General features: G+C 58.6%; 18 protein-coding genes. 9 read left to right on the top strand and 9 right to left on the bottom strand.

Annotated features, from left to right (window positions below; all coding sequences use genetic code 11):
- The 3 genes from PMI34_RS13745 to PMI34_RS13755 form a co-directional block, all read right to left on the bottom strand.
- A partial coding sequence (locus tag PMI34_RS13745; protein WP_008050161.1) for a hypothetical protein occupies nucleotides 1-295 on the bottom strand: 295 nt, incomplete at its 3' end.
- Nucleotides 296-305: 10 nt separating this feature from the next.
- Nucleotides 306-1,487 (bottom strand): amino acid ABC transporter permease, encoded by a 1,182-nt coding sequence (locus tag PMI34_RS13750; RefSeq protein WP_008050160.1) that lies wholly within the window; start codon nucleotides 1,485-1,487, stop codon nucleotides 306-308.
- A gap of 65 nt (nucleotides 1,488-1,552) precedes the next feature.
- Nucleotides 1,553-2,584, bottom strand: coding sequence for an amino acid ABC transporter substrate-binding protein (locus PMI34_RS13755; RefSeq protein ID WP_007972676.1), 1,032 nt, complete (start codon nucleotides 2,582-2,584; stop codon nucleotides 1,553-1,555).
- A 468-nt stretch (nucleotides 2,585-3,052) separates the two neighbouring features.
- On the opposite strand from PMI34_RS13755, the gene PMI34_RS13760 reads away from it, so the two are divergent.
- The 5 genes from PMI34_RS13760 to PMI34_RS13780 all read left to right on the top strand — a co-directional run bounded on the left by PMI34_RS13760 (nucleotide 3,053) and on the right by PMI34_RS13780 (nucleotide 8,373).
- Nucleotides 3,053-3,709 carry an alpha/beta hydrolase gene (locus tag PMI34_RS13760; protein ID WP_008050159.1) on the top strand — a complete coding sequence of 219 codons (657 nt, stop codon included), beginning with the start codon at nucleotides 3,053-3,055 and terminating at the stop codon, nucleotides 3,707-3,709.
- Nucleotides 3,710-3,806: 97 nt separating this feature from the next.
- A complete protein-coding gene (gene rhlB / locus PMI34_RS13765) occupies nucleotides 3,807-5,297 on the top strand; it encodes an ATP-dependent RNA helicase RhlB (protein ID WP_008050158.1) in 1,491 nt (496 codons plus the stop codon).
- Nucleotides 5,298-5,420: 123 nt separating this feature from the next.
- A complete protein-coding gene (locus PMI34_RS13770) occupies nucleotides 5,421-6,365 on the top strand; it encodes an ornithine cyclodeaminase family protein (protein ID WP_008050157.1) in 945 nt (314 codons plus the stop codon).
- Nucleotides 6,366-6,513: 148 nt separating this feature from the next.
- Nucleotides 6,514-7,641, top strand: coding sequence for an NAD(P)/FAD-dependent oxidoreductase (locus PMI34_RS13775; RefSeq protein ID WP_008050156.1), 1,128 nt, complete (start codon nucleotides 6,514-6,516; stop codon nucleotides 7,639-7,641).
- 90 nt (nucleotides 7,642-7,731) lie between these two features.
- Nucleotides 7,732-8,373 (top strand): helix-turn-helix transcriptional regulator, encoded by a 642-nt coding sequence (locus PMI34_RS13780; RefSeq protein ID WP_008050155.1) that lies wholly within the window; start codon nucleotides 7,732-7,734, stop codon nucleotides 8,371-8,373.
- A gap of 130 nt (nucleotides 8,374-8,503) precedes the next feature.
- Here PMI34_RS13780 and PMI34_RS13785 read toward each other — a convergent pair whose 3' ends face one another.
- The 4 genes from PMI34_RS13785 to moaC form a co-directional block, all read right to left on the bottom strand.
- Nucleotides 8,504-9,280 (bottom strand): ABC transporter substrate-binding protein, encoded by a 777-nt coding sequence (locus tag PMI34_RS13785; protein ID WP_008050153.1) that lies wholly within the window; start codon nucleotides 9,278-9,280, stop codon nucleotides 8,504-8,506.
- Nucleotides 9,281-9,586: 306 nt separating this feature from the next.
- A complete protein-coding gene (gene moaE / locus PMI34_RS13790) occupies nucleotides 9,587-10,039 on the bottom strand; it encodes a molybdopterin synthase catalytic subunit MoaE (RefSeq protein WP_008050151.1) in 453 nt (150 codons plus the stop codon).
- Nucleotides 10,040-10,042: 3 nt separating this feature from the next.
- Complete coding sequence (gene moaD, locus PMI34_RS13795; RefSeq protein WP_008050148.1) at nucleotides 10,043-10,285, bottom strand: molybdopterin converting factor subunit 1; 243 nt, start codon at nucleotides 10,283-10,285, stop codon at nucleotides 10,043-10,045.
- A complete protein-coding gene (gene moaC, locus PMI34_RS13800; protein WP_007972660.1) occupies nucleotides 10,282-10,755 on the bottom strand; it encodes a cyclic pyranopterin monophosphate synthase MoaC in 474 nt (157 codons plus the stop codon). Before moaC ends, moaD begins: the two co-directional genes overlap by 4 nt.
- A 613-nt stretch (nucleotides 10,756-11,368) precedes the next feature.
- Between moaC and PMI34_RS29590 the strand changes: the two genes are divergently transcribed.
- Nucleotides 11,369-11,812, top strand: coding sequence for an HIT family protein (locus PMI34_RS29590; RefSeq protein ID WP_008050145.1), 444 nt, complete (start codon nucleotides 11,369-11,371; stop codon nucleotides 11,810-11,812).
- Nucleotides 11,813-11,964: 152 nt separating this feature from the next.
- Here PMI34_RS29590 and PMI34_RS13805 read toward each other — a convergent pair whose 3' ends face one another.
- Complete coding sequence (locus tag PMI34_RS13805) at nucleotides 11,965-13,359, bottom strand: PhoH family protein (protein WP_008050144.1); 1,395 nt, start codon at nucleotides 13,357-13,359, stop codon at nucleotides 11,965-11,967.
- A 336-nt stretch (nucleotides 13,360-13,695) separates the two neighbouring features.
- Nucleotides 13,696-14,820, bottom strand: coding sequence for a polysaccharide deacetylase family protein (locus PMI34_RS13810; protein WP_008050143.1), 1,125 nt, complete (start codon nucleotides 14,818-14,820; stop codon nucleotides 13,696-13,698).
- Nucleotides 14,821-14,998: 178 nt separating this feature from the next.
- On the opposite strand from PMI34_RS13810, the gene yaaA reads away from it, so the two are divergent.
- The 3 genes from yaaA to alg8 all read left to right on the top strand — a co-directional run bounded on the left by yaaA (nucleotide 14,999) and on the right by alg8 (nucleotide 19,572).
- Complete coding sequence (yaaA, locus tag PMI34_RS13815; RefSeq protein ID WP_008050142.1) at nucleotides 14,999-15,778, top strand: peroxide stress protein YaaA; 780 nt, start codon at nucleotides 14,999-15,001, stop codon at nucleotides 15,776-15,778.
- A gap of 826 nt (nucleotides 15,779-16,604) precedes the next feature.
- On the top strand, nucleotides 16,605-17,921 hold the full coding sequence (locus tag PMI34_RS13820; RefSeq protein WP_008050141.1) for a nucleotide sugar dehydrogenase: 1,317 nt from the start codon (nucleotides 16,605-16,607) through the stop codon (nucleotides 17,919-17,921).
- 169 nt (nucleotides 17,922-18,090) lie between these two features.
- A complete protein-coding gene (alg8, locus tag PMI34_RS13825; RefSeq protein WP_371918241.1) occupies nucleotides 18,091-19,572 on the top strand; it encodes a mannuronan synthase in 1,482 nt (493 codons plus the stop codon).
- Nucleotides 19,573-19,590: the final 18 nt, after the last annotated feature.

Here is a 19,590-nt window from a genome sequence, read left to right as displayed (position 1 = left end):
CGCGCCAACGCAGTACCGGCGGGTAGTAGCCATACATGAACTGGCCGAAACGCTGCTGGATGAACACCCAGCAGGCGCCCTCCTTCGTGCAGTCGGCCTGACTGGTGCCGACCCAGTTGGCATCAAGGATCGCCCACTGCAGGATCGGCGGTACCACCAGGTAGATGAGGTAGAACGCGAACAGGGTCAGCAGGGTGTTGAGCCAGCTGGAGAACATGTTCGCGCGCATCCACGCCACCGCACCGATGCTGCGGTTCGGTGGCGGCATGTCAGGTTTGAAAGTATGAGTACTCATGCGCTTTTCCTTACCGCTCGATCAGCGCAATGCGCTTGTTGTACCAGTTCATCAGCAGGGAAATGCTGATACTGATCGCCAGGTACACGCTCATGGTGATCGCAATCACCTCGATTGCCTGGCCGGTCTGGTTGAGCACGGTCCCGGCAAACAGCGAGACCATCTCCGGATAACCGATACCGGCCGCCAGCGAGGAGTTCTTCGCCAGGTTCAGGTATTGGCTGGTCAGCGGCGGAATGATCACGCGCAGGGCTTGCGGGATGATCACCTTGCGCAGGGTCGGACCGTTGCGCAGGCCGAGGGAATGCGCCGCTTCGGTCTGGCCATGGCTGACCGACTTGATGCCCGAACGCACGATCTCGGCGATAAACGCCGCGGTGTACACGGTGAGGGCTAGGGTCAGCGCCAGCAGTTCCGGGATCAACACCCAGCCGCCGACGAAGTTGAAGCCTTGCAGCTTCGGCATTTCCCAGTGCACCGGTGCACCGAAAACCAGCGCGCATAGCGCAGGGATGACCAGGAACATCGCCAGGCCAACCCAGAACTTGTGGAACGGCACACCGGTGGCTTCGAAGCGTTTGGTCGCCCAGCGGCTCATCAGCACGATGGCGACGATGGCGACTACAACGCTGGTCACAAACGGCCAGAAACCATCCGCCATCAACGCCGCCGGCATGTTCAGGCCACGGCTGCTGACATAGAAGGTGTCGCCAAAGTTATGACTGTTGCGCGGCCCCGGCATGGTCAGGAACACCGCGAAGTACCAGAACAGGATCTGCAGCAGCGGCGGAATGTTGCGGAAGACTTCCACATACACCGTCGCCAGCTTGGCGATGATCCAGTTCTTCGACAGTCGCGCCACACCGACGATGAAACCCAGGATCGTCGCCAGAATCACGCCGATGAAGGTCACCAACAGGGTGTTGAGCAGGCCGATGACAAACACCCGGGCGTATGTGTCCGCTTCGGTGTAGTCGATCAGGTGTTGAGCGATGCCGAAACCGGCACTGCGCTCCAGAAAGTCGAAACCGGAGGTAATGCCCCGGTGTTGCAGGTTGGTCTGGGTGTTATCGAACAGATACCAGCCCAGCGAGACCACCGCGATAATCGTGATGATCTGGAATACCCAAGCACGCACGCGTGGATCGCTGAGGCTGAGCCTCTGCTTTGGTGCGCCGATTGAATTTTGCATGAAGTGCCCCGGAAATAATGGAACAGAACATCACCCGGTGGTTGGCCCACCGGGTGATAGAACCATCAGCGCACTGGTGGTGCGTATTGAATGCCGCCAGCGTTCCACAGAGCGTTCAGCCCGCGGTCGATTTCCAGCGGAGTGCTCTTGCCGAGGTTTTTCTCGAACACTTCACCGTAGTTGCCGACTTGCTTGACGATCTGTACGACCCAGTCTTTCTTCACTTTCAGGTCTTTGCCGTATTCACCGTCGGTACCGAGCAGACGGGCAACGTCTGGGTTCTTGGTGCCCTTGGCTTCGGCTTCTACGTTCTTCGAAGTGATGCCGGCTTCTTCAGCGTTGAGCATGGCGTAGCCAGTCCAGCGCACGATGGCCAGCCACTCGTCGTCGCCATTACGCACGACCGGGCCAAGAGGTTCCTTGGAAATGGTTTCCGGCAGAACCACGTAGTCCTTCGGCGAAGCCAGCTTGCTGCGCTGGGCGAACAGCTGGGATTTGTCGGAGGTCAGTACGTCGCAACGACCGGATTCCAGCGACTTGGCGCTTTCGTCGGAGGTGTCGAAAGTGATCGGGGTGTATTTCAGGCCGTTGCCGCGGAAGTAGTCGGAAACGTTCAGCTCGGTAGTGGTACCGGCCTGGATGCAGATGGTCGCGCCGTCCAGCTCTTTAGCGCTTTTCACGCCCAGCTTGTTGTTTACCAGGAAGCCGATGCCGTCGTAGTAGGTAATGAAGCCCGGGAATTTCAGGCCCATGCCCGCGTCACGGGAACTGGTCATGGTGGTGTTGCGCGACAGAATGTCGATTTCGCCGGACTGCAGCGCGGTGAAGCGCTCCTTGGCGTTCAATTGGCTGAACTTGACCTTGGTCGCGTCGCCGAAGACAGCCGCTGCTACTGCACGGCAGTAGTCAGCATCGATACCCACGATCTTGCCGGTGGAATCCGGAACCGAGAAGCCTGGCAAGCCATCGCTGACGCCACACTGCACGAAACCTTTCTTCATCACTGCATCCAGGGTTGCGCCCGCCTGGGCAAACCCGCTGACACCGAGTACTGCGGCTGCAGTCACGATAGCCAGGGTGGATTTCAACATCTTCATTCAAACCTCCAGTTTTGCTCTTGTTGTGTCGGAGCGTGAGTCCTGTCGCACCCTTTTGAGGCGTAGTCGACCCGTGTTGGCTTGTTTTGGGGTCAACCGACGTAAGACGTTAGCTTTGAGTCTAGTAGGAGAAAATCCACGTCATGGAAAACTCGCTCTCACCAGTCGGCCGAACGGGCTGTAGCCCTTTCACGTTCGCGAAGCCCCGTAGCGGCCATTGGCGAACATCCATCACCGGATTCATTGCTATCCCACAGTCGGCAGTACACTGATAGTGTTACCGCCGGGCGCGAGATGGGTTGCACCGTTTCCCCATAGCAAAGCCCGTACCACACCGCTCGCCGAAGCGGTTCAGCTGCAGGTCAATAGCAAAACTTGTACGCTTGCGACACTTTCTTAACGGATCAACCTTACGCGCACTTTGATCACGCACTTATATGTGCGCGCACGCACAACATTGGAGCAGACATGACCGAGCCCTTGATTCTTCAGCCCGTAAAGACCGCAGACGCCTGCGTTATATGGCTGCACGGCCTGGGCGCCGATCGCTACGATTTCCTTCCGGTGGCCGAAGCGCTGCAGGAAACCTTGCTGAGTACCCGCTTCGTTCTCCCGCAGGCACCGCATCGCCCTGTCACTATCAACGGCGGCTACGAGATGCCGAGCTGGTACGACATCCTGGCCATGAGCCCGGCGCGCGCGATCAACCGCGAGCAACTGGAAGCGTCGGCGAACCGCGTCATTGAACTGATCGAAGTGCAGCGAGCCAGCGGAATAGACGCCTCGCGGATCTTCCTGGCAGGTTTTTCCCAGGGCGGCGCCGTGGTTTTCCACACCGCGTTTCTGAAATGGCAGGGACCACTGGGTGGTGTAGTTGCCCTTTCTACTTATGCACCGACCTTCAGCGACGAACTGCAACTGTCCGCCAGCCAGCAGCGGATCCCGGTGCTGTCGATGCACGGCCAGTATGACGATGTGGTGCAAAACTCGATGGGGCGCAGCGCCTACGAGCATTTGAAGCTGCGTGGTGTCACCGTGACATGGCAGGAGTACCCAATGGGTCACGAAGTGTTACCCGAAGAAATTCGCGACATCGGCGTCTGGCTCGCCGAGCGCCTGCGTTAAGCATTCTGTTTAAAAGCGCCCTTTGATCCATCCCACTACGCCGCGCCCGATTCTTGCATTACACTGGCCGGCGTACATTCCTTAATCAATTGATGAGATGACCGTGCTCAAAGCACTCAAGAAAATGTTCGGTAAAAGCGAGACTGAGCAACTCGCGCCAGTTCCCAGCCCTGCGTCTCACGCTCCCGGCCACCGCACCGACGGTATTCAGTCTGAACGAGCCACCGCCACGGCGGCACCCAAGCATGAGCCGAAGACCGCAATGGCTGACCTGCCTGCGGCGACAACAGCCCCGGAGCAGCCGCTCAGCGAAACGCCGAAACCCGCCAGACCACGCCGCGAACCCAAGCCAAAGGCACCGGTCATCCCATGGAAACTCGAAGACTTCGTCGTCGAGCCCCAGGAAGGCAAGACCCGCTTCCACGATTTCAAGCTGGCCCCTGAACTGATGCACGCCATCCAGGACCTGGGCTTCCCGTATTGCACGCCGATCCAGGCCCAGGTACTGGGCTTCACCCTCGCCGGCAAAGACGCCATCGGCCGCGCCCAGACCGGTACCGGCAAGACCGCGGCGTTCCTGATCTCGATCATCACCCAGTTGCTGCAAACCCCGCCGCCGAAAGAGCGCTACATGGGTGAGCCACGGGCACTGATCATCGCGCCGACCCGCGAACTGGTGGTGCAGATCGCCAAGGACGCCGCCGACCTGACCAAGTACACCGGCCTCAACGTCATGACGTTCGTCGGTGGCATGGACTTCGACAAGCAGCTCAAGCACCTCGAAGCCCGCCACTGCGACATCCTCGTGGCCACGCCGGGCCGCCTGCTGGACTTCAACCAGCGCGGCGACGTGCATCTGGACATGGTCGAAGTAATGGTGCTGGACGAAGCCGACCGCATGCTCGACATGGGCTTCATCCCGCAAGTGCGCCAGATCATTCGCCAGACGCCGCCGAAGTCCGAGCGCCAGACGCTGCTGTTCTCCGCGACCTTCACCGAAGACGTGATGAATCTGGCCAAGCAATGGACCACCGACCCGTCGATCGTCGAGATCGAGTCGCAGAACGTGGCCAACGAAAACGTCGAGCAGCACATCTACGCGGTGGCCGGTGCCGACAAATACAAACTGCTCTACAACCTGGTCAACGACAACGGTTGGGAGCGGGTCATCGTGTTCGCCAACCGCAAGGATGAAGTGCGGCGCATCGAAGAACGCCTGGTGCGTGACGGCATCAACGCCGCGCAATTGTCCGGCGACGTGCCGCAGCACAAGCGCATCAAGACCCTCGAAGGCTTCCGCGAAGGCAAGATCCGCGTACTGGTCGCCACCGACGTGGCCGGTCGCGGCATCCACATCGACGGCATCAGTCATGTGATCAACTTCACCCTGCCGGAAGTGCCGGACGACTACGTGCACCGCATCGGTCGTACAGGTCGAGCCGGTGCCGACGGTGTGTCCATCAGCTTTGCCGGTGAAGACGACTCCTACCAGCTACCGTCCATCGAAGAAAAACTGGGGCGCAAGATCAGCTGTGAAACGCCACCGACGCATCTGTTGCGGGCGGTTGAACGCAAGCGTCCCCATTAAACGACGCTGAAAAGACAAGCGCAGCCGGAAACGGACTGCGCTTTTTTTTCGCCTGGATATTGCGACAGATATCTAAAAGTCCATAATGGACAAATTAGTTTACTTCCAGCTCCGGAGCCGACCATGTCCAGCACGCCCCAAGTGATCCCCCAAGCCCAGGCTCGCGAGCTACTGACGCAGGTCGATGTGCCGCAGATCCTGCGCAAACTGTTCCGCGACCTGGCCGCCGGGCAGGCCGTACAACCGGCACAGCAATTGGTGGAGTTTCCACAGGGCGCCGGCGATTTCATCAACTACCTGGGCGTGCTGGCCGAAGACGGTGTGTACGGGATCAAGACTTCGCCCTACATCGTCCGCGAACAGGGGCCATTGGTGACGGCGTGGACGCTGTTGATGTCGATGCAAACCGGCCAACCGCTGCTGCTGTGCGATGCCGGCGAACTGACCACGGCACGCACCGCTGCGACCACCGCCGTAGCGGTCGATGCCCTCGCGCCGCTCACAGCCAATCGCCTGGCCATCATCGGCAGCGGCAAAGTGGCTCAGGCGCACCTGCACTACGTGAAAGGCCTGCGCGACTGGCAGAGCATCAGCCTGTACTCGCCGAGCTTGAGCGAAGACGCCGAAACCGTGAGCCTGCTGAAAAACATCGAGCCACGCCTGAACATCGTCGACAACCGCGAAGCTGCCGTTCAGGACGCCGACGTGATCATGCTCTGCACCTCGTCCGCCGGTCCGGTGATCGATCCATCGAGCTTGCGCAAACCGGCGCTGATCACCTCCATCAGCACCAACGCGCCGCGTGCCCACGAAGTGCCGCCGCAAAGCCTCAACAACATGCAGGTGTTCTGCGACTATCGCCTGACCACCCCGGGCTCGGCCGGTGAAATGCTGATCGCCGCCGAACGGCACGGCTGGGACAAGGGCGCGATTGTCGGCGACCTGCCCGACCTGCTCAGCGAAAAAGTCCTGCGCCCCGATTACGATCGCCATGTGTTTTTCCGCTCCATCGGCCTGGGCCTGGAAGACATTGCGCTGGCCAATGCGATCTATCGCCTCACGCACTAACACCAACAGTCACCTGTGGGAGCGAGCTTGCTCGCGATAGCTATCTGTCATTCAGAAATGATGTTGACTGATACACCGCCATCGCGAGCAAGCTCGCTCCCACAAAGGCACCGACTTCATTGGCATTTGCGCTCTAAAGGAGACGTTCATGAGCCAGGCAGATTTCATCATCATCGGCGGCGGGATTGCCGGTGCTTCCACGGGTTTCTGGCTGTCGCAGCACGGCCGCGTTATTGTGCTCGAACGCGAATCCCATCCGGCCTATCACTCCACCGGCCGTTCGGCGGCGCTATACACCGCGGCCTACGGCACCCCGCAAGTGCGGGCGTTGACCCTGGCCAGCCGGGACTTTTTCGACAACCCGCCCAGCGGTTTCTGCGAACACCCGCTGCTGACCCCGCGGGGCGAAATGACCGTGGACCTGACCGGTGATCCGGACGAACTGAACAGGCAATACCAGAGCGCAAAAACCACGGTGCCGCAGATGCAGTTGCTCGGCGTCGACGAGGCCTGCGCGCTGGTGCCGATCCTGCGCCGGGAAAAGGTCCACGGCGCCATCTACGACCCGACCGCCAGCGACATCGACACCGACGCCCTGCACCAGGGCTACTTGCGCGGCATCCGCCGCAATCAGGGCGAGGTGCATACCGACAGCGAAGTCGTCAGCCTGAACCGCGACGACCAAGGTACATGGCAGGTCCAGACCGGCAGCCAGACCTTCAGCGCGCCGATCATCATCAACGCTGCCGGCGCCTGGGCCGACAAGATCGGCGAACTGGCTGGCGCCAAGCCGTTGGGCCTGCAACCCAAACGCCGTGCCGCGTTCATCTTCGCCGGCCCCGAAGGCGTGGACATCCACCATTGGCCGATGCTGGTCAGCCTCGACGAATCCTTCTACATGAAACCCGACGCCGGGATGTTCCTCGGCTCACCGGCCAACGCCGACCCGGTGGCCCCCCACGACGTGCAGCCTGAAGAACTGGACATCGCCATGGGCATCTACCAGATCGAAGAAGCCACGACCCTGACCATTCGCCGCCCGACCCGCACCTGGGCCGGCCTGCGCAGCTTCGTCAGCGACGGCGACTTGCTGTCCGGCTTCGATCCACAGGTGCCGGGGCTGTTCTGGGTCGCGGCGCAGGGCGGTTATGGCATCCAGACTTCGCCGGCCATGGGCCAGGCCAGCGCGGCACTGGTACGCGGTGCCGCGTTGCCGGAGTCGCTCGGCCGTTTCGGCCTGAATGCCGAAATGCTCTCCCCTGTCCGCCTCGGCTGATCCTGATCCTCAGGTGACGTGCCCACACGATTACGGCACACTTTCAACGCCCCTTTGACGGGGCGCTGACGCTGCCTGGAGTTCCACTGTATGAACGCCCCCGAAAAAGACTCGGCCCCGAACACTGCGTCGCTGGATAACTACCGGGCGATCGCCGATGCCATCGCCACGCTGTTCTTTCCCCACGCCGAAGTGGTGCTGCACGACCTGCGCACGCAAAAGGTCGACTACATCGCCAACAACCTGTCCAAGCGGGAAATCGGCGACGACTCGGCGCTGGAAGACATGCTCAGTGACGATGTCAGCGAACGAAACATCGGGCCGTACGAAAAGCTCAATTGGGATGGTCAGAAGATTCGCAGCCTCAGCACAGTGCTACGGGACAGCGAAGGTCGTCCGCTAGCGGTGCTGTGCATCAACCTGAATATTTCGCTGTTCGAGAATGCCAAGGCCGCCCTGGACCTGTTCCTGTCGCCGACCAAGCTGATCCCGCAACCGGATGCACTGTTCCGCGATGACTGGCAGGAGCGGATCAACACCTTCCTCCACGCCTGGCTGCGCGAGCGTCAGTTGAGCCTGAATCTGCTGACTCGCGACCACAAGCGGGAACTGGTGCTGGCGTTGCACGCCGAAGGCGCGTTCAAGGGCAAAAGTGCGTCGAACTATGTGGCGAATGTGCTGAACATGGGGCGGGCGACGGTGTACAAGCATTTGAAGGAATTGAAGGGCTGAGCCCCAAGAGATGTATTGGCTGGCAGGGCCTCATCGCGAGCAAGCTCGCTCCCACAGTGTCCGAGTCGTGCGCAAGAGATATGTACACCACTGAACCTGTGGGAGCGAGCTTGCTCGCGAAAGCGGACTATCAGTCGCCGTAAATGTCGGACTTGAAGTACTTGTCCGAAATCTTCTGGTACTCACCACTGGCACGAATGCCATCAATGGCCGTGTTCAGCTCGCTGACCAACTCGGTATTGCCCTTGCGCACTGCGATCCCGGCACCCTCGCCCACATATTTCGGATCTTTCAGTTCCGGCCCGACAAAGGCGTAGCCCTTGCCACGGGGCATCGACAGGAAGTCATTGAGTGGAATGGTGTCGGCAAAAATCGCGTCAAGGCGGCCGGCTGCCAGGTCCATGTAGATTTCTTCGTTGTTGCTGTAGCGCTTGACGTTGATGCCCTTGGGTTCGAACACCTCGGTGGCGTAACGGTCCGTGGTGGTGGCACGCTGCACCCCGACGTTCTTGCCCTTGAGGCTGGCGTACTGGTCATCCACCACCGCGCCATCCTTCATCACCAGACGCGACGAAGTGAAATAGTACTTGTGAGTAAAGTCCACCGACTTCTTGCGGTCTTCATTGATAGTCATGGACGACAGCGCCATGTCGATTTTCTTCACCTTCAGGGAAGGAATCAGACCGTCGAACTCGCCTTCGACCCACACACACTTGGCCTTCATCTGCGCGCACAGGGCGTTGCCGATGTCATAGTCGAAACCGACGATTTCGCCTTGGTCGGTTTTCGAGGCGAACGGTGGATACGCCGCTTCGATACCGATGCGCAGGGTTTTCTCGGCGGCGAACACAGAGCTGCACGCCAACAGGCTCAGGGCCAGACCGGTGATGAGGGGGAACTTCTTCATGTTCGTTTTCTCGCGGTTGTTGTTGGTTTGGCAAGACAGAAGAAAAAGCTGAAACGGGTGGAAACCTTTTTTTGTACTTATAATTCCATACTGGACTTTTATGTATTGGTCGTCAATCGGGCAAATGCAGACCGTGCCGGCCGATGGTCGGGTGGTGAATCCGGGAGTGATTGGTTGAATCGAAAGGCCTCATCGCGAGCAAGCTCGCTCCCACAGGTTCTGCGTCGTACACAAAATTTATGTTCGACCAGATCCACTGTGGGAGCGAGCTTGCTCGCGATGACTGACTAGAGAACGCCGCAGGAGTTACTGCTTCCAGCGATCCGCCGCCGCATGGTCACTGTCACGCCCTTCCACCCAACGCGGCCCGTCACTGGTGTTTTCTTTCTTCCAGAACGGCGCACGGGTTTTCAGGTAATCCATGACAAAGGCGCAGGCGTCGAAGGCCGCCTGACGATGGGCACTGGCCGCGCCGACGAAGACAATCGGCTCGCCCGGCTCCAGGGCGCCGATTCGGTGCAGCACTTCCAGCTTGAGCAGCGGCCAGCGCTGCTCGGCCTCGAGGGCGATCTTGCCCAAGGCCTTTTCAGTCATGCCGGGATAGTGTTCAAGGAACATCCCGGCCACATCGAGGCCGTCATTGAAGTCGCGTACGTAACCGACAAAACTCACCACCGCTCCCACGCCGACATTGGCGTCGTGCATGGCGTTGACCTCGGCGCCCGGATCGAACGGCGTGGACTGCACGCGAATCGCCATGGTTCAGCCTCCGGTCACAGTCGGAAAGAACGCCACTTCATCGCCCTCGCTGACTGGCTCGTCGAGCTGGCACAGGTCTTCGTTGCGGGCGCACATCAGGTTTTGCTCGGTCAGCACCTCGGCACCGTCACGTTGGGCCAACAGTGCGCGGACGTCGTCGACGGTGGCGAAGTTGCCCTCCACTTTCACCGAGTCCAGCCCCAACGCTTCACGATAACGGGCAAAAAACTTCACGGTCACGTTCATGGCTGCTCCGCCTGGAAATGTCCGCTCTTGCCGCCGACCTTCTCCAGCAGACGCACGCTTTCGATGGTCATGCCACGGTCCACGGCCTTGCACATGTCGTAGATCGTCAGCGCGGCGACGCTGGCGGCGGTCAGGGCCTCCATCTCGACGCCGGTCTGCCCGGACAGCTTGCAGCGCGCCACGATGCGCACCGAATCGTCGCCTTCGGCACTCAGTTCGACCTTGACACCGGTCAGCATCAGCGGATGGCACAGAGGAATCAGATCGCTGGTTTTTTTCGCCGCCTGAATGCCGGCAATGCGCGCCACGGCAAACACATCACCCTTGGGGTGACCGCCGCTGACGATCATCTGCAGGGTTTCGGGCAGCATGCGCACCAGCGCTTGGGCCGTCGCCTCACGGAACGTCACGGCTTTTTCGGTGACGTCGACCATGTTGGCGCGGCCTTGGGAATCGAGATGAGTCAGCACGGATTTACTCCTGATCAGGAGCATCGATTGTAAACCTGTGGGTCAATTTTTCGCACGCACGATTGTCGGCCCACCACAAACCGATGTGGGAGCGGGCTTGCTCCGGGCGGCGTTCCGACGAAAGCGGCCTGTCATTAACCCGAAATGTCGACTGTCACACCGTCATCGCGAGCAAGCTCGCTCCCACAGGTTCCTCATACGCCCGGACTCGGTGGACAGTTTTAGATGCGATTCCTTATTAAGTTTTAAAAACACAAATTAAAGTCATACCAAACAACAGAAAGAAATGTAACAAAAACCTACTGAGCATTCGCTTTTTCTGCCTTCACCGTTCAGCTTTAATTAGTGCACCAGCAGATAAGTAAGTGATTATTTTATAAAAAATTTCGGCGTGAGAATTTTCCGTAAGTACGCACTCCTGGCCCACCATGAAATTTCCTACAACTGAATGTTAGACCGATTTGTTAATTCGAGAAAAACTGACCAACAAAGCTAACGATTCTAAAAATTTCAGTACTGAGGTACCGCATTAGCTTTTTCTACTGACCTCCGGCAGCAGCTCAACGGTGCAGGTCCTACACATCAACCATGTGTCACACACGGGAGGCTAGTCATGTCATCACGGACAATTTACTCAGGAAAACACATCGTAATCTCTCATTGCCGGGACTGTGACATTCCTGGCTACATGATTATTTCTCTTAAACGGGACATATCAAGACTCGCAGAACTAAGTTCGGCGGAAAGTGCTGAACTGATAAAAAGTTTAGCATTTACGGAGCGAGCCTTAAACACTCTATTTTCTCCTGAAAAAATATACATAATGCGTATTTCCGAGCTAAATCATGAACTGCATTTTCATGTTTTCCCCAGGTATGCCTCCGTGACCAAATTATACTTGGCGGAACACAATGAACACATTATTGATGGTCCCTTCTTTTTCAGCTGGACGCGAAAAAAGTTTAGTAGCTCACAGCCTGAGCCGACCCAAGAGGTATTGAACGCTCAATCAATTCTTACGGAAACCCTCAAGAGCTATTTTTCGCAACCTATGTAAACAAGACTGCGTTTTCCCCATGCTGTGCAGAAATACATTAATTGGTATTGGGTCTGAATCATTACGCCTGATTGTTGCCCTGAGGCGCGGCCTTTACGTCACGTACAAAAAAACGGGCGGCCCGCGAAGGCCGCCCGGTTTCGATGAAGCAATTACAAATGCGATTCGGCGTATTCGGCCAGGATCGAGCGTGGTACTCCTTGCAGGGTGATGTGCACCCCGTTCGGGAAGTCCTTGAAGCGTTCAGTGAGGTAGGTCAGCCCGGAGCTGGTCGCGGACAGGTAAGGGGTGTCGATCTGTGCCAGGTTGCCCAGGCACACCACTTTGGAACCGGCGCCGGCACGGGTGATGATGGTTTTCATCTGGTGCGGCGTGAGGTTCTGGCATTCGTCGATCAAAATCAGGCTCTGCTGGAAGCTGCGGCCCCGGATGTAGTTGAGGGATTTGAACTGCAACGGCACTTTGCTGAGGATGTAGTCGACGCTGCCATGGGTGCTTTCGTCATCCATGTGCAAGGCTTCGAGGTTGTCGGTGATGGCGCCCAGCCACGGCTCCATTTTTTCCGCTTCGGTGCCGGGCAGAAAGCCGATCTCCTGGTCCAGGCCCTGCACGCTGCGGGTGGCGATGATGCGGCGATAACGTTTGCTGACCATGGTCTGCTCGATCGCAGCGGCCAGCGCCAGGATGGTTTTACCCGAACCCGCGGCACCCGACAGGTTGACCAGGTGGATGTCCGGATCGAGCAAGGCGTACAGCGCCAGGCTCTGATAGATATCACGCGGCTTGAGGCCCCAGGCTTCCTGGTGCAGCAGCGGTTCCTGGTGCAGGTCGAGAATCAGCAAGCGGTCTTCTTCAATCTCCTTGATCCAGCCGACAAAGCCCTGTTCATCAATGATGAACTCGTTGATGTGCACCGCCGGCAGGTTGTCGATCAATTGCACCTGATGCCAGGTGCGGCCGTGGTCCTGACGGGTTTCGACCTTGCTCACGCGGTCCCAGAAAGAGCCGGTCATGTTGTGGTAGCCGTTGGGCAGCAAGGACACGTCATCGACCAGTTGGTCGGTGCTGTAGTCCTCGGCCGCGATCCCGCAGGCCCGCGCTTTGAGGCGCATGTTGATGTCTTTGGTGACCAGCACCACGGGCTTCTTCGGGTCGCGCGCGTGCAGGTCGATCAGTTGGTTGATGATTTTGTTGTCGTTCAGGTGCTCGGGCAGAATCAGGTTCGGCTCGGCATGCTTGCTCATCAGAATTGACAGCAAACCCTTGGGTCCGCTTTTGCCACGCTGGATCGGCACACCCTGCTCGACATCCTCGGGTGAGGCATCGCCCAGAGTCTTGTCGATCAGGCGGATGGCCTGGCGGCATTCGGCGGCTACGCTGTGATGCCCGCTCTTGAGCTTGTCGAGCTCTTCAAGCACGGTCATCGGGATCGCGACGTGGTGTTCTTCGAAGTTAAGCAGCGCGTTTGGATCGTGAATCAATACGTTGGTATCGAGTACATAAAGGATTGGCTGGTTGGAAGAAGAGCTACGTCCGTGATCATCCATACTCGGTCACCTTTGTGGGAGCCATTCGACGCAATACCTTGACGGTGCTGCGCCTCGAAGTGACTGCCGAATACACCTGCGGGGACTCAAGTGTTCTGCATACATGCGGGGTCTTGGAAGACGCCACCTGTGTTGCAGGTTTCGGCGGTCTGTCTTCGTAATACTCCAAAACGTGTGACAGAAAAAAGTACTTTGACGCTTTTTTGAAGTTTATTTTGCAGATTGACCAATAGCACTTGGCGGACTGCCATCACCCGTTTAAAGTCGGAAGTCCACCTGCAACGAATCCCCTTCCAGAATTGCCAAAAACCCAATGTTTACGGGGTTTTGTCATTTTCAGCGAAATGCATCCTGGCAATCCTCCCAGCCGATCCCGACAGGCGCCGTTTGCGTGACCAGCCACGGCAACGCCGTTTTCACTGCATCCTGTTTCACATTGAAATTGATCACCCCGTGCCGCCACAGCAGCATCAGGGTCAGCACCCGTTGCGCACTCGGGTTGCCTTTGAGTTTGCCGGCACCGTCCTGGGCATCGATGTCCCACAACGCTACCTGCAACCCCTGAGTCCTGAAGAAACCTTCGGCATCGGAGCGGCGCTGGCCATCGGGCGGACGGAACAGCGGCACGTAGTTCTCCGGCAGTTTGCTCTTGACCAGTTCGGCGCTGCGGCGCACCGAGTCCTGCCAGTCCTGCCAGTGGCTGTGGGAACGGAACTCCCAGCCTTGTACGCCGATGCACTGACTCGAGTAGGTCGCTTGCAGGCTACTCACCGAATGCTCGGCCAAGCGCGCCTGGATGTCCTTGCCAAGAACGAAGAACGTCCCGCTCAGGTTCGACTTGCGCAGGTACTCGGTGACCCAGGCGGTGTTATCCGGCGCAGCGTTGGCGGCGCTGTCGAAGGTCAGCAGAAACAGCCGGTCATGCATCCCGTCGCCACTGCGCTCATAGTCGCCAAAATGATCGACTTCGCTGCTGGTTTGCGGGAACAAGGCGGCCTTGCGCAACTGCTCGTCCAGGTACCGGGTGTGGAACACACGGCTCGGCTCGGCCCATTTGATGTAGTAGCTGTCTGCGCCGACCTGGAACTTGGCGGCCTGCTCACGCAAAGTGGGCATGTCTTCGACCAGAAAACAGAAGGAGGCATCCTGGTCGCAGCTCTGTTGGGCGAAGTTGTAGTTGGTCAGCAGCCGTTGCCACATGCGCTGGCGAACCCGGTTGACCGACTCCAGATTGATCGTGCGCAGCCCCAGGCGCTGGGCCAGGGCGGGCTCATCCAGCGTCTCGCTGGCCAACAGGACACTGGAAAACATGAGGATCTCGGCCCTGGACGCCACGTCGAACAGCGTCGGGTTGCCGAGTTTTTCCGGCCAGGTGCTGCGATCAAGCGTCGCCACCTCGCCCGGTGTCGCGATAGCGCCGAAGCTCAGTAACCAGATCGAGATGAGAAAAGCGATACGCAATGGGATGTCTCCATAACAAAACCCGCGCGGCACTATAGCTGATCCACACTCAACTCCTTCAGCAACACTGAACCACTGTGGGAGCGCATGACCACCGACCATCACCTATGGACGCGATAGCTGGAGTCAACGAGGACAACCCCCTAGAATCGCCGCCACGATTAAAGGAGACGACTTCATGCTGATGGTGATTTCACCCGCCAAGACCCTCGACTATGAAACACCGCCGGCGACCCAGCGCTTCACCCAGCCGCAGTACCTCGACCACTCCCAGGAGTTGATCCTGCAATTGCGCGAGTTGACGCCCGCGCAAATCAGCGAGTTGATGCACGTCTCCGACAAGATCGGCGGGCTCAACGCCGCGCGTTTCGGCAGCTGGACGCCCGCGTTCACCCCGGAAAACGCCAAGCAGGCGCTGCTGGCCTTCAAGGGCGATGTGTACACCGGCATGAATGCGCAAACCCTCAACGAAGCCGATTTCGATTTCGCCCAAAAACACCTGCGCATGCTCTCGGGCCTCTATGGCCTGCTGCGTCCGCTGGACCTGATGCAACCCTATCGCCTGGAAATGGGCACCAGGCTGGCCAACGCCCGGGGCAAGGACCTGTATGCCTTCTGGGGCACGCGCATCAGCGAATGGCTGAACGAAGCCCTGGTCGACCAGGGCGATGACGTGCTGCTCAACCTGGCGTCCAACGAGTACTTCTCGGCGGTCAAACGCAATGCCTTGAACGCGCGCATCATCAATACCGAATTCAAGGACCTGAAGAACGGCCAGTACAAGATCATCAGTTTCTACGCGAAAAAGGCCCGCGGTTTGATGAGCCGCTTCGTCATCGAAGAACGCATCAACGACCCTGCCACCCTCAAGCAGTTCGACGTTCAGGGCTATCGCTACAGCGCCGAACAGTCCAAGCCGGACAATCTGGTGTTTCTGCGCGATCACGCACCAGAGTGATGCATCCGGTCGGCGCACGACCTCCACAAACCCTCGTGCGCCGACCCTTGACTCACTTCAGCCTTCCCCGCCTTTTCGCCATTTTTATGGCGCCAGAAAAATACCGACCGGTTTTCTAACTTTAGTTTCACTCGACTTCAATCATTTTTTTGCGTAGTGGCACTGACTTTTTTTAACAGTAGTGGCAAAAAAATATCCCATCCGATGAGCCGCCTATATATAAAGGGCGAAACGGCAAGTGCTATCAATTTGAGAGCAGTGCCATCTTTCTCAATATTTCAAGAAATTTCAGATTTCGCGATGAGCGGACTGGAACTATGTCCAAACGCGCCGCTCATACCACCGGTAACGATTCTCGCCGAGCGTGTACGAGATAACTTACGCAGATAAGCGATTCATGTAGCGAAGTTGTAATACAAACTTGCGCTGACTAATCACTGATTTGGACAACAGCAATCGGACAGGAGATAACGCGGTATGACTATCCCCTACAAGGCCACGACAGCGCCCCTATAAACGTGCTCACCCGAGCACCCAACCGCTTGATCCACGGGCTTTCAGCCTGACATCGAGCGTGCAAGGCCGTTGCACCCGCATCCTTCTGACAGGAGGGTCGGCTGCATAACAGGGCAAATCATAACAACAAGGCCTAGTTGCGCACACCTTGAGTGCATTTATTTAGACACTCGTAACTTATATGCCAGCACAGGGCATCGTTGTGCCTGTAAGGCACACTTGCGAGTGCACTAAAACACGCTGAACACCATTAACTCCGGCCATCTAATGGCTTGATGTATACAGGCTTGATAACAGAGAGGTAATTGCGATGCGCATCAGCATTTTTGGTTTGGGTTACGTCGGCGCAGTATGTGCCGGTTGCCTGTCTGCACGGGGCCATGACGTCGTTGGCGTCGATGTGGCCAAAGACAAGATCGATATGATCAATGCCGGCAAATCGCCGATCGTTGAACCGGGCCTGGGCGAACTTCTGGCCCAAGGCATCCAGACAGGTCGTCTGCGTGGCACCACCAACTTCGCCGAGGCGATTCGCGACACCGACCTGTCGATGATCTGCGTGGGCACGCCGAGCAAGAAGAACGGCGACCTGGAGCTGAACTACATCGAGGCAGTGTGCCGCGAAATCGGTTTTGTCCTGCGTGACAAGACCACCCGCCACACCATCGTCGTACGCAGCACCGTGCTGCCGGGCACCGTGGCCAACGTGGTCATCCCGATTCTCGAAGACTGCTCCGGCAAAAAGGCCGGCGTTGATTTCGGCGTGGCCGTGAACCCAGAGTTCCTGCGCGAGAGCACCGCCATCGCCGACTACGATCAGCCGCCAATGACCGTCATCGGCGAGTTCGACAAGGCGTCCGGCGACGTTCTGCAATCGCTGTACGAAGAGCTCGACGCACCGATCATCCGCAAGGACATCGCGGTCGCCGAGATGATCAAGTACACCTGCAACGTGTGGCACGCCACCAAGGTCACCTTCGCCAACGAAATCGGCAACATCGCCAAGGCGGTCGGCGTCGACGGTCGCGAAGTGATGGACGTGGTCTGCCAGGACAAGACCCTCAATCTGTCCCAGTACTACATGCGCCCAGGCTTCGCCTTCGGTGGTTCGTGCCTGCCAAAAGACGTACGTGCCCTGACCTACCGCGCCGGTTCCCTGGACGTGGAGGCCCCGTTGCTCAACTCGCTGATGCGCAGCAACGAATCCCAGGTGCAGAACGCATTCGACATCGTCTCCAGCCACGACAAACGCAAAGTCGCCCTGCTGGGCCTGAGCTTCAAGGCCGGCACCGACGATCTGCGCGAAAGCCCGCTGGTCGACCTGGCGGAAATGCTGATCGGCAAGGGTTACGACCTGAGCATCTACGACAGCAACGTCGAGTACGCCCGCGTTCACGGTGCCAACAAGGACTACATCGAGTCGAAGATCCCTCACGTCTCGTCCTTGCTGAACTCCGATTTCGACGCGGTGATCAACAACTCCGACGTGATCATCCTCGGTAACCGTGACGAGAAATTCCGCGCCCTGGTGCAGGAAGTTCCACACGGCAAGCAGGTGATCGACCTGGTGGGCTTCATGTCCAAGGCCACCAGCACAACTGCCCGTACTGAAGGCATTTGCTGGTAACCACGGTTCCGTAGGAGCTGGCGAAGCCTGCGATCCTTTGGCGCCTTTACGGGCGCCAAAGGTCCCTGGATCGCAGCCTGCGGCAGCTCCTACGGGCTGCTTTCTACGCCTGCCAAAACCCCATCGGGCCACCCCAAAGGCTCGCCCGAGATCGAGACGGATGCAGATTATGCACAGGCTAAAGCACGGCCTACTCCAGGCCGCCGGTTGGCTGTTCTACCTGAGTTTACTGATGGGCCTCGCCATGGCGTTGCCCGTGTCCACGTTCGACTCCGAGTCGAAGGACTTCATTTTCCTGATTGGCGCCGTGGGTATCTGGCGCTATTCGATGGGTGCCACTCACTTTGTGCGCGGCATGATTTTTCTGTACATCGTCTACCCGTACCTGCGGCGCAAAGTGCGCAAGCTGGGCAAAGCGGCTGACCCGTCCCACGTGTTTCTGATGGTCACCAGTTTCCGCATCGACGCCCTGACCACCGCGCAGGTCTACAGTTCGGTGATCCGCGAAGCCATCGACTGCGGCCTGCCGACCACCGTGGTCTGCTCCATCGTGGAGATGTCCGACGAACTGTTGGTGAAGAGCCTGTGGAACCGGATGAACCCTCCGGCCCGGGTGAAACTCGACTTCGTGCGCATTCCCGGTACCGGCAAGCGCGATGGCCTGGCCTACGGCTTCCGCGCCATCTCCCGGCACCTGCCGGATGATCGCGCCGTGGTCGCGGTGATCGATGGCGACACCGTGCTGGCCGAAGGCGTGGTGCTCAAGACCGTGCCGTGGTTCCAGATGTTCGGCAACGTCGGTGGCCTGACCACCAACGAGTTCTGTGAAGTGCGCGGCGGCTACATCATGAGCGAATGGCACAAGCTGCGTTTCGCCCAGCGCCACATCAACATGTGCTCGATGGCCTTGTCCAAGCGCGTGCTGACCATGACCGGCCGCATGTCGGTGTTCCGCGCCACCGTGGTCACCAACCCGGACTTCATCGCCGACGTGGAAAGCGACTCGCTGCAACACTGGCGTCTGGGTCGCTTCAAGTTCCTTACCGGCGATGACAAGTCGAGCTGGTTCAGCCTGATGCGCCTGGGCTACGACACATTCTACGTGCCGGACGCCGCGATCAACACTGTTGAACACCCGCCGGAAAAGAGCTTCATCAAGGCCAGCCGCAAACTGATGTTCCGCTGGTACGGCAACAACCTGCGGCAGAACTCCCGTGCCCTGGGCCTGGGGATCAAACGCCTCGGTGTGTTCACTTCGGTGGTGCTGTTCGACCAGCGCGTATCGATGTGGACCTCGCTGCTGGGCCTGACCGTGGCGTTGATTGCCAGCTTCAAGTACGGCACCGCGTTCATCCTGGTGTACCTGCTATGGATCGGCATCACCCGGTTCATCCTGACCTTGTTGCTGTCGTGCTCCGGACACCGGATCGGCCCGGCCTACCCGGCGATTCTCTATTACAACCAGATCGTCGGCGCGCTGGTGAAGATCTACGTGTTCTTCCGCCTCGACCAACAGTCCTGGACCCGCCAGCCCACTTCTCTGACCCGTGATCTCGCCAGCTTTCAACGTTGGTTCAACACCTGGTCGTCTCGGACCATGACCTTCTCTGCCGGCAGCATTTTTGTCGCCGTGCTGCTGTTGATGGTCTGACCGAACTCGCCTGAATTA

It is taken from the genome of Pseudomonas sp. GM74 (genome assembly GCF_000282455.1).
Classification (GTDB): domain Bacteria; phylum Pseudomonadota; class Gammaproteobacteria; order Pseudomonadales; family Pseudomonadaceae; genus Aquipseudomonas.
This window is presented reverse-complemented; position numbering and strand designations above follow the sequence as displayed.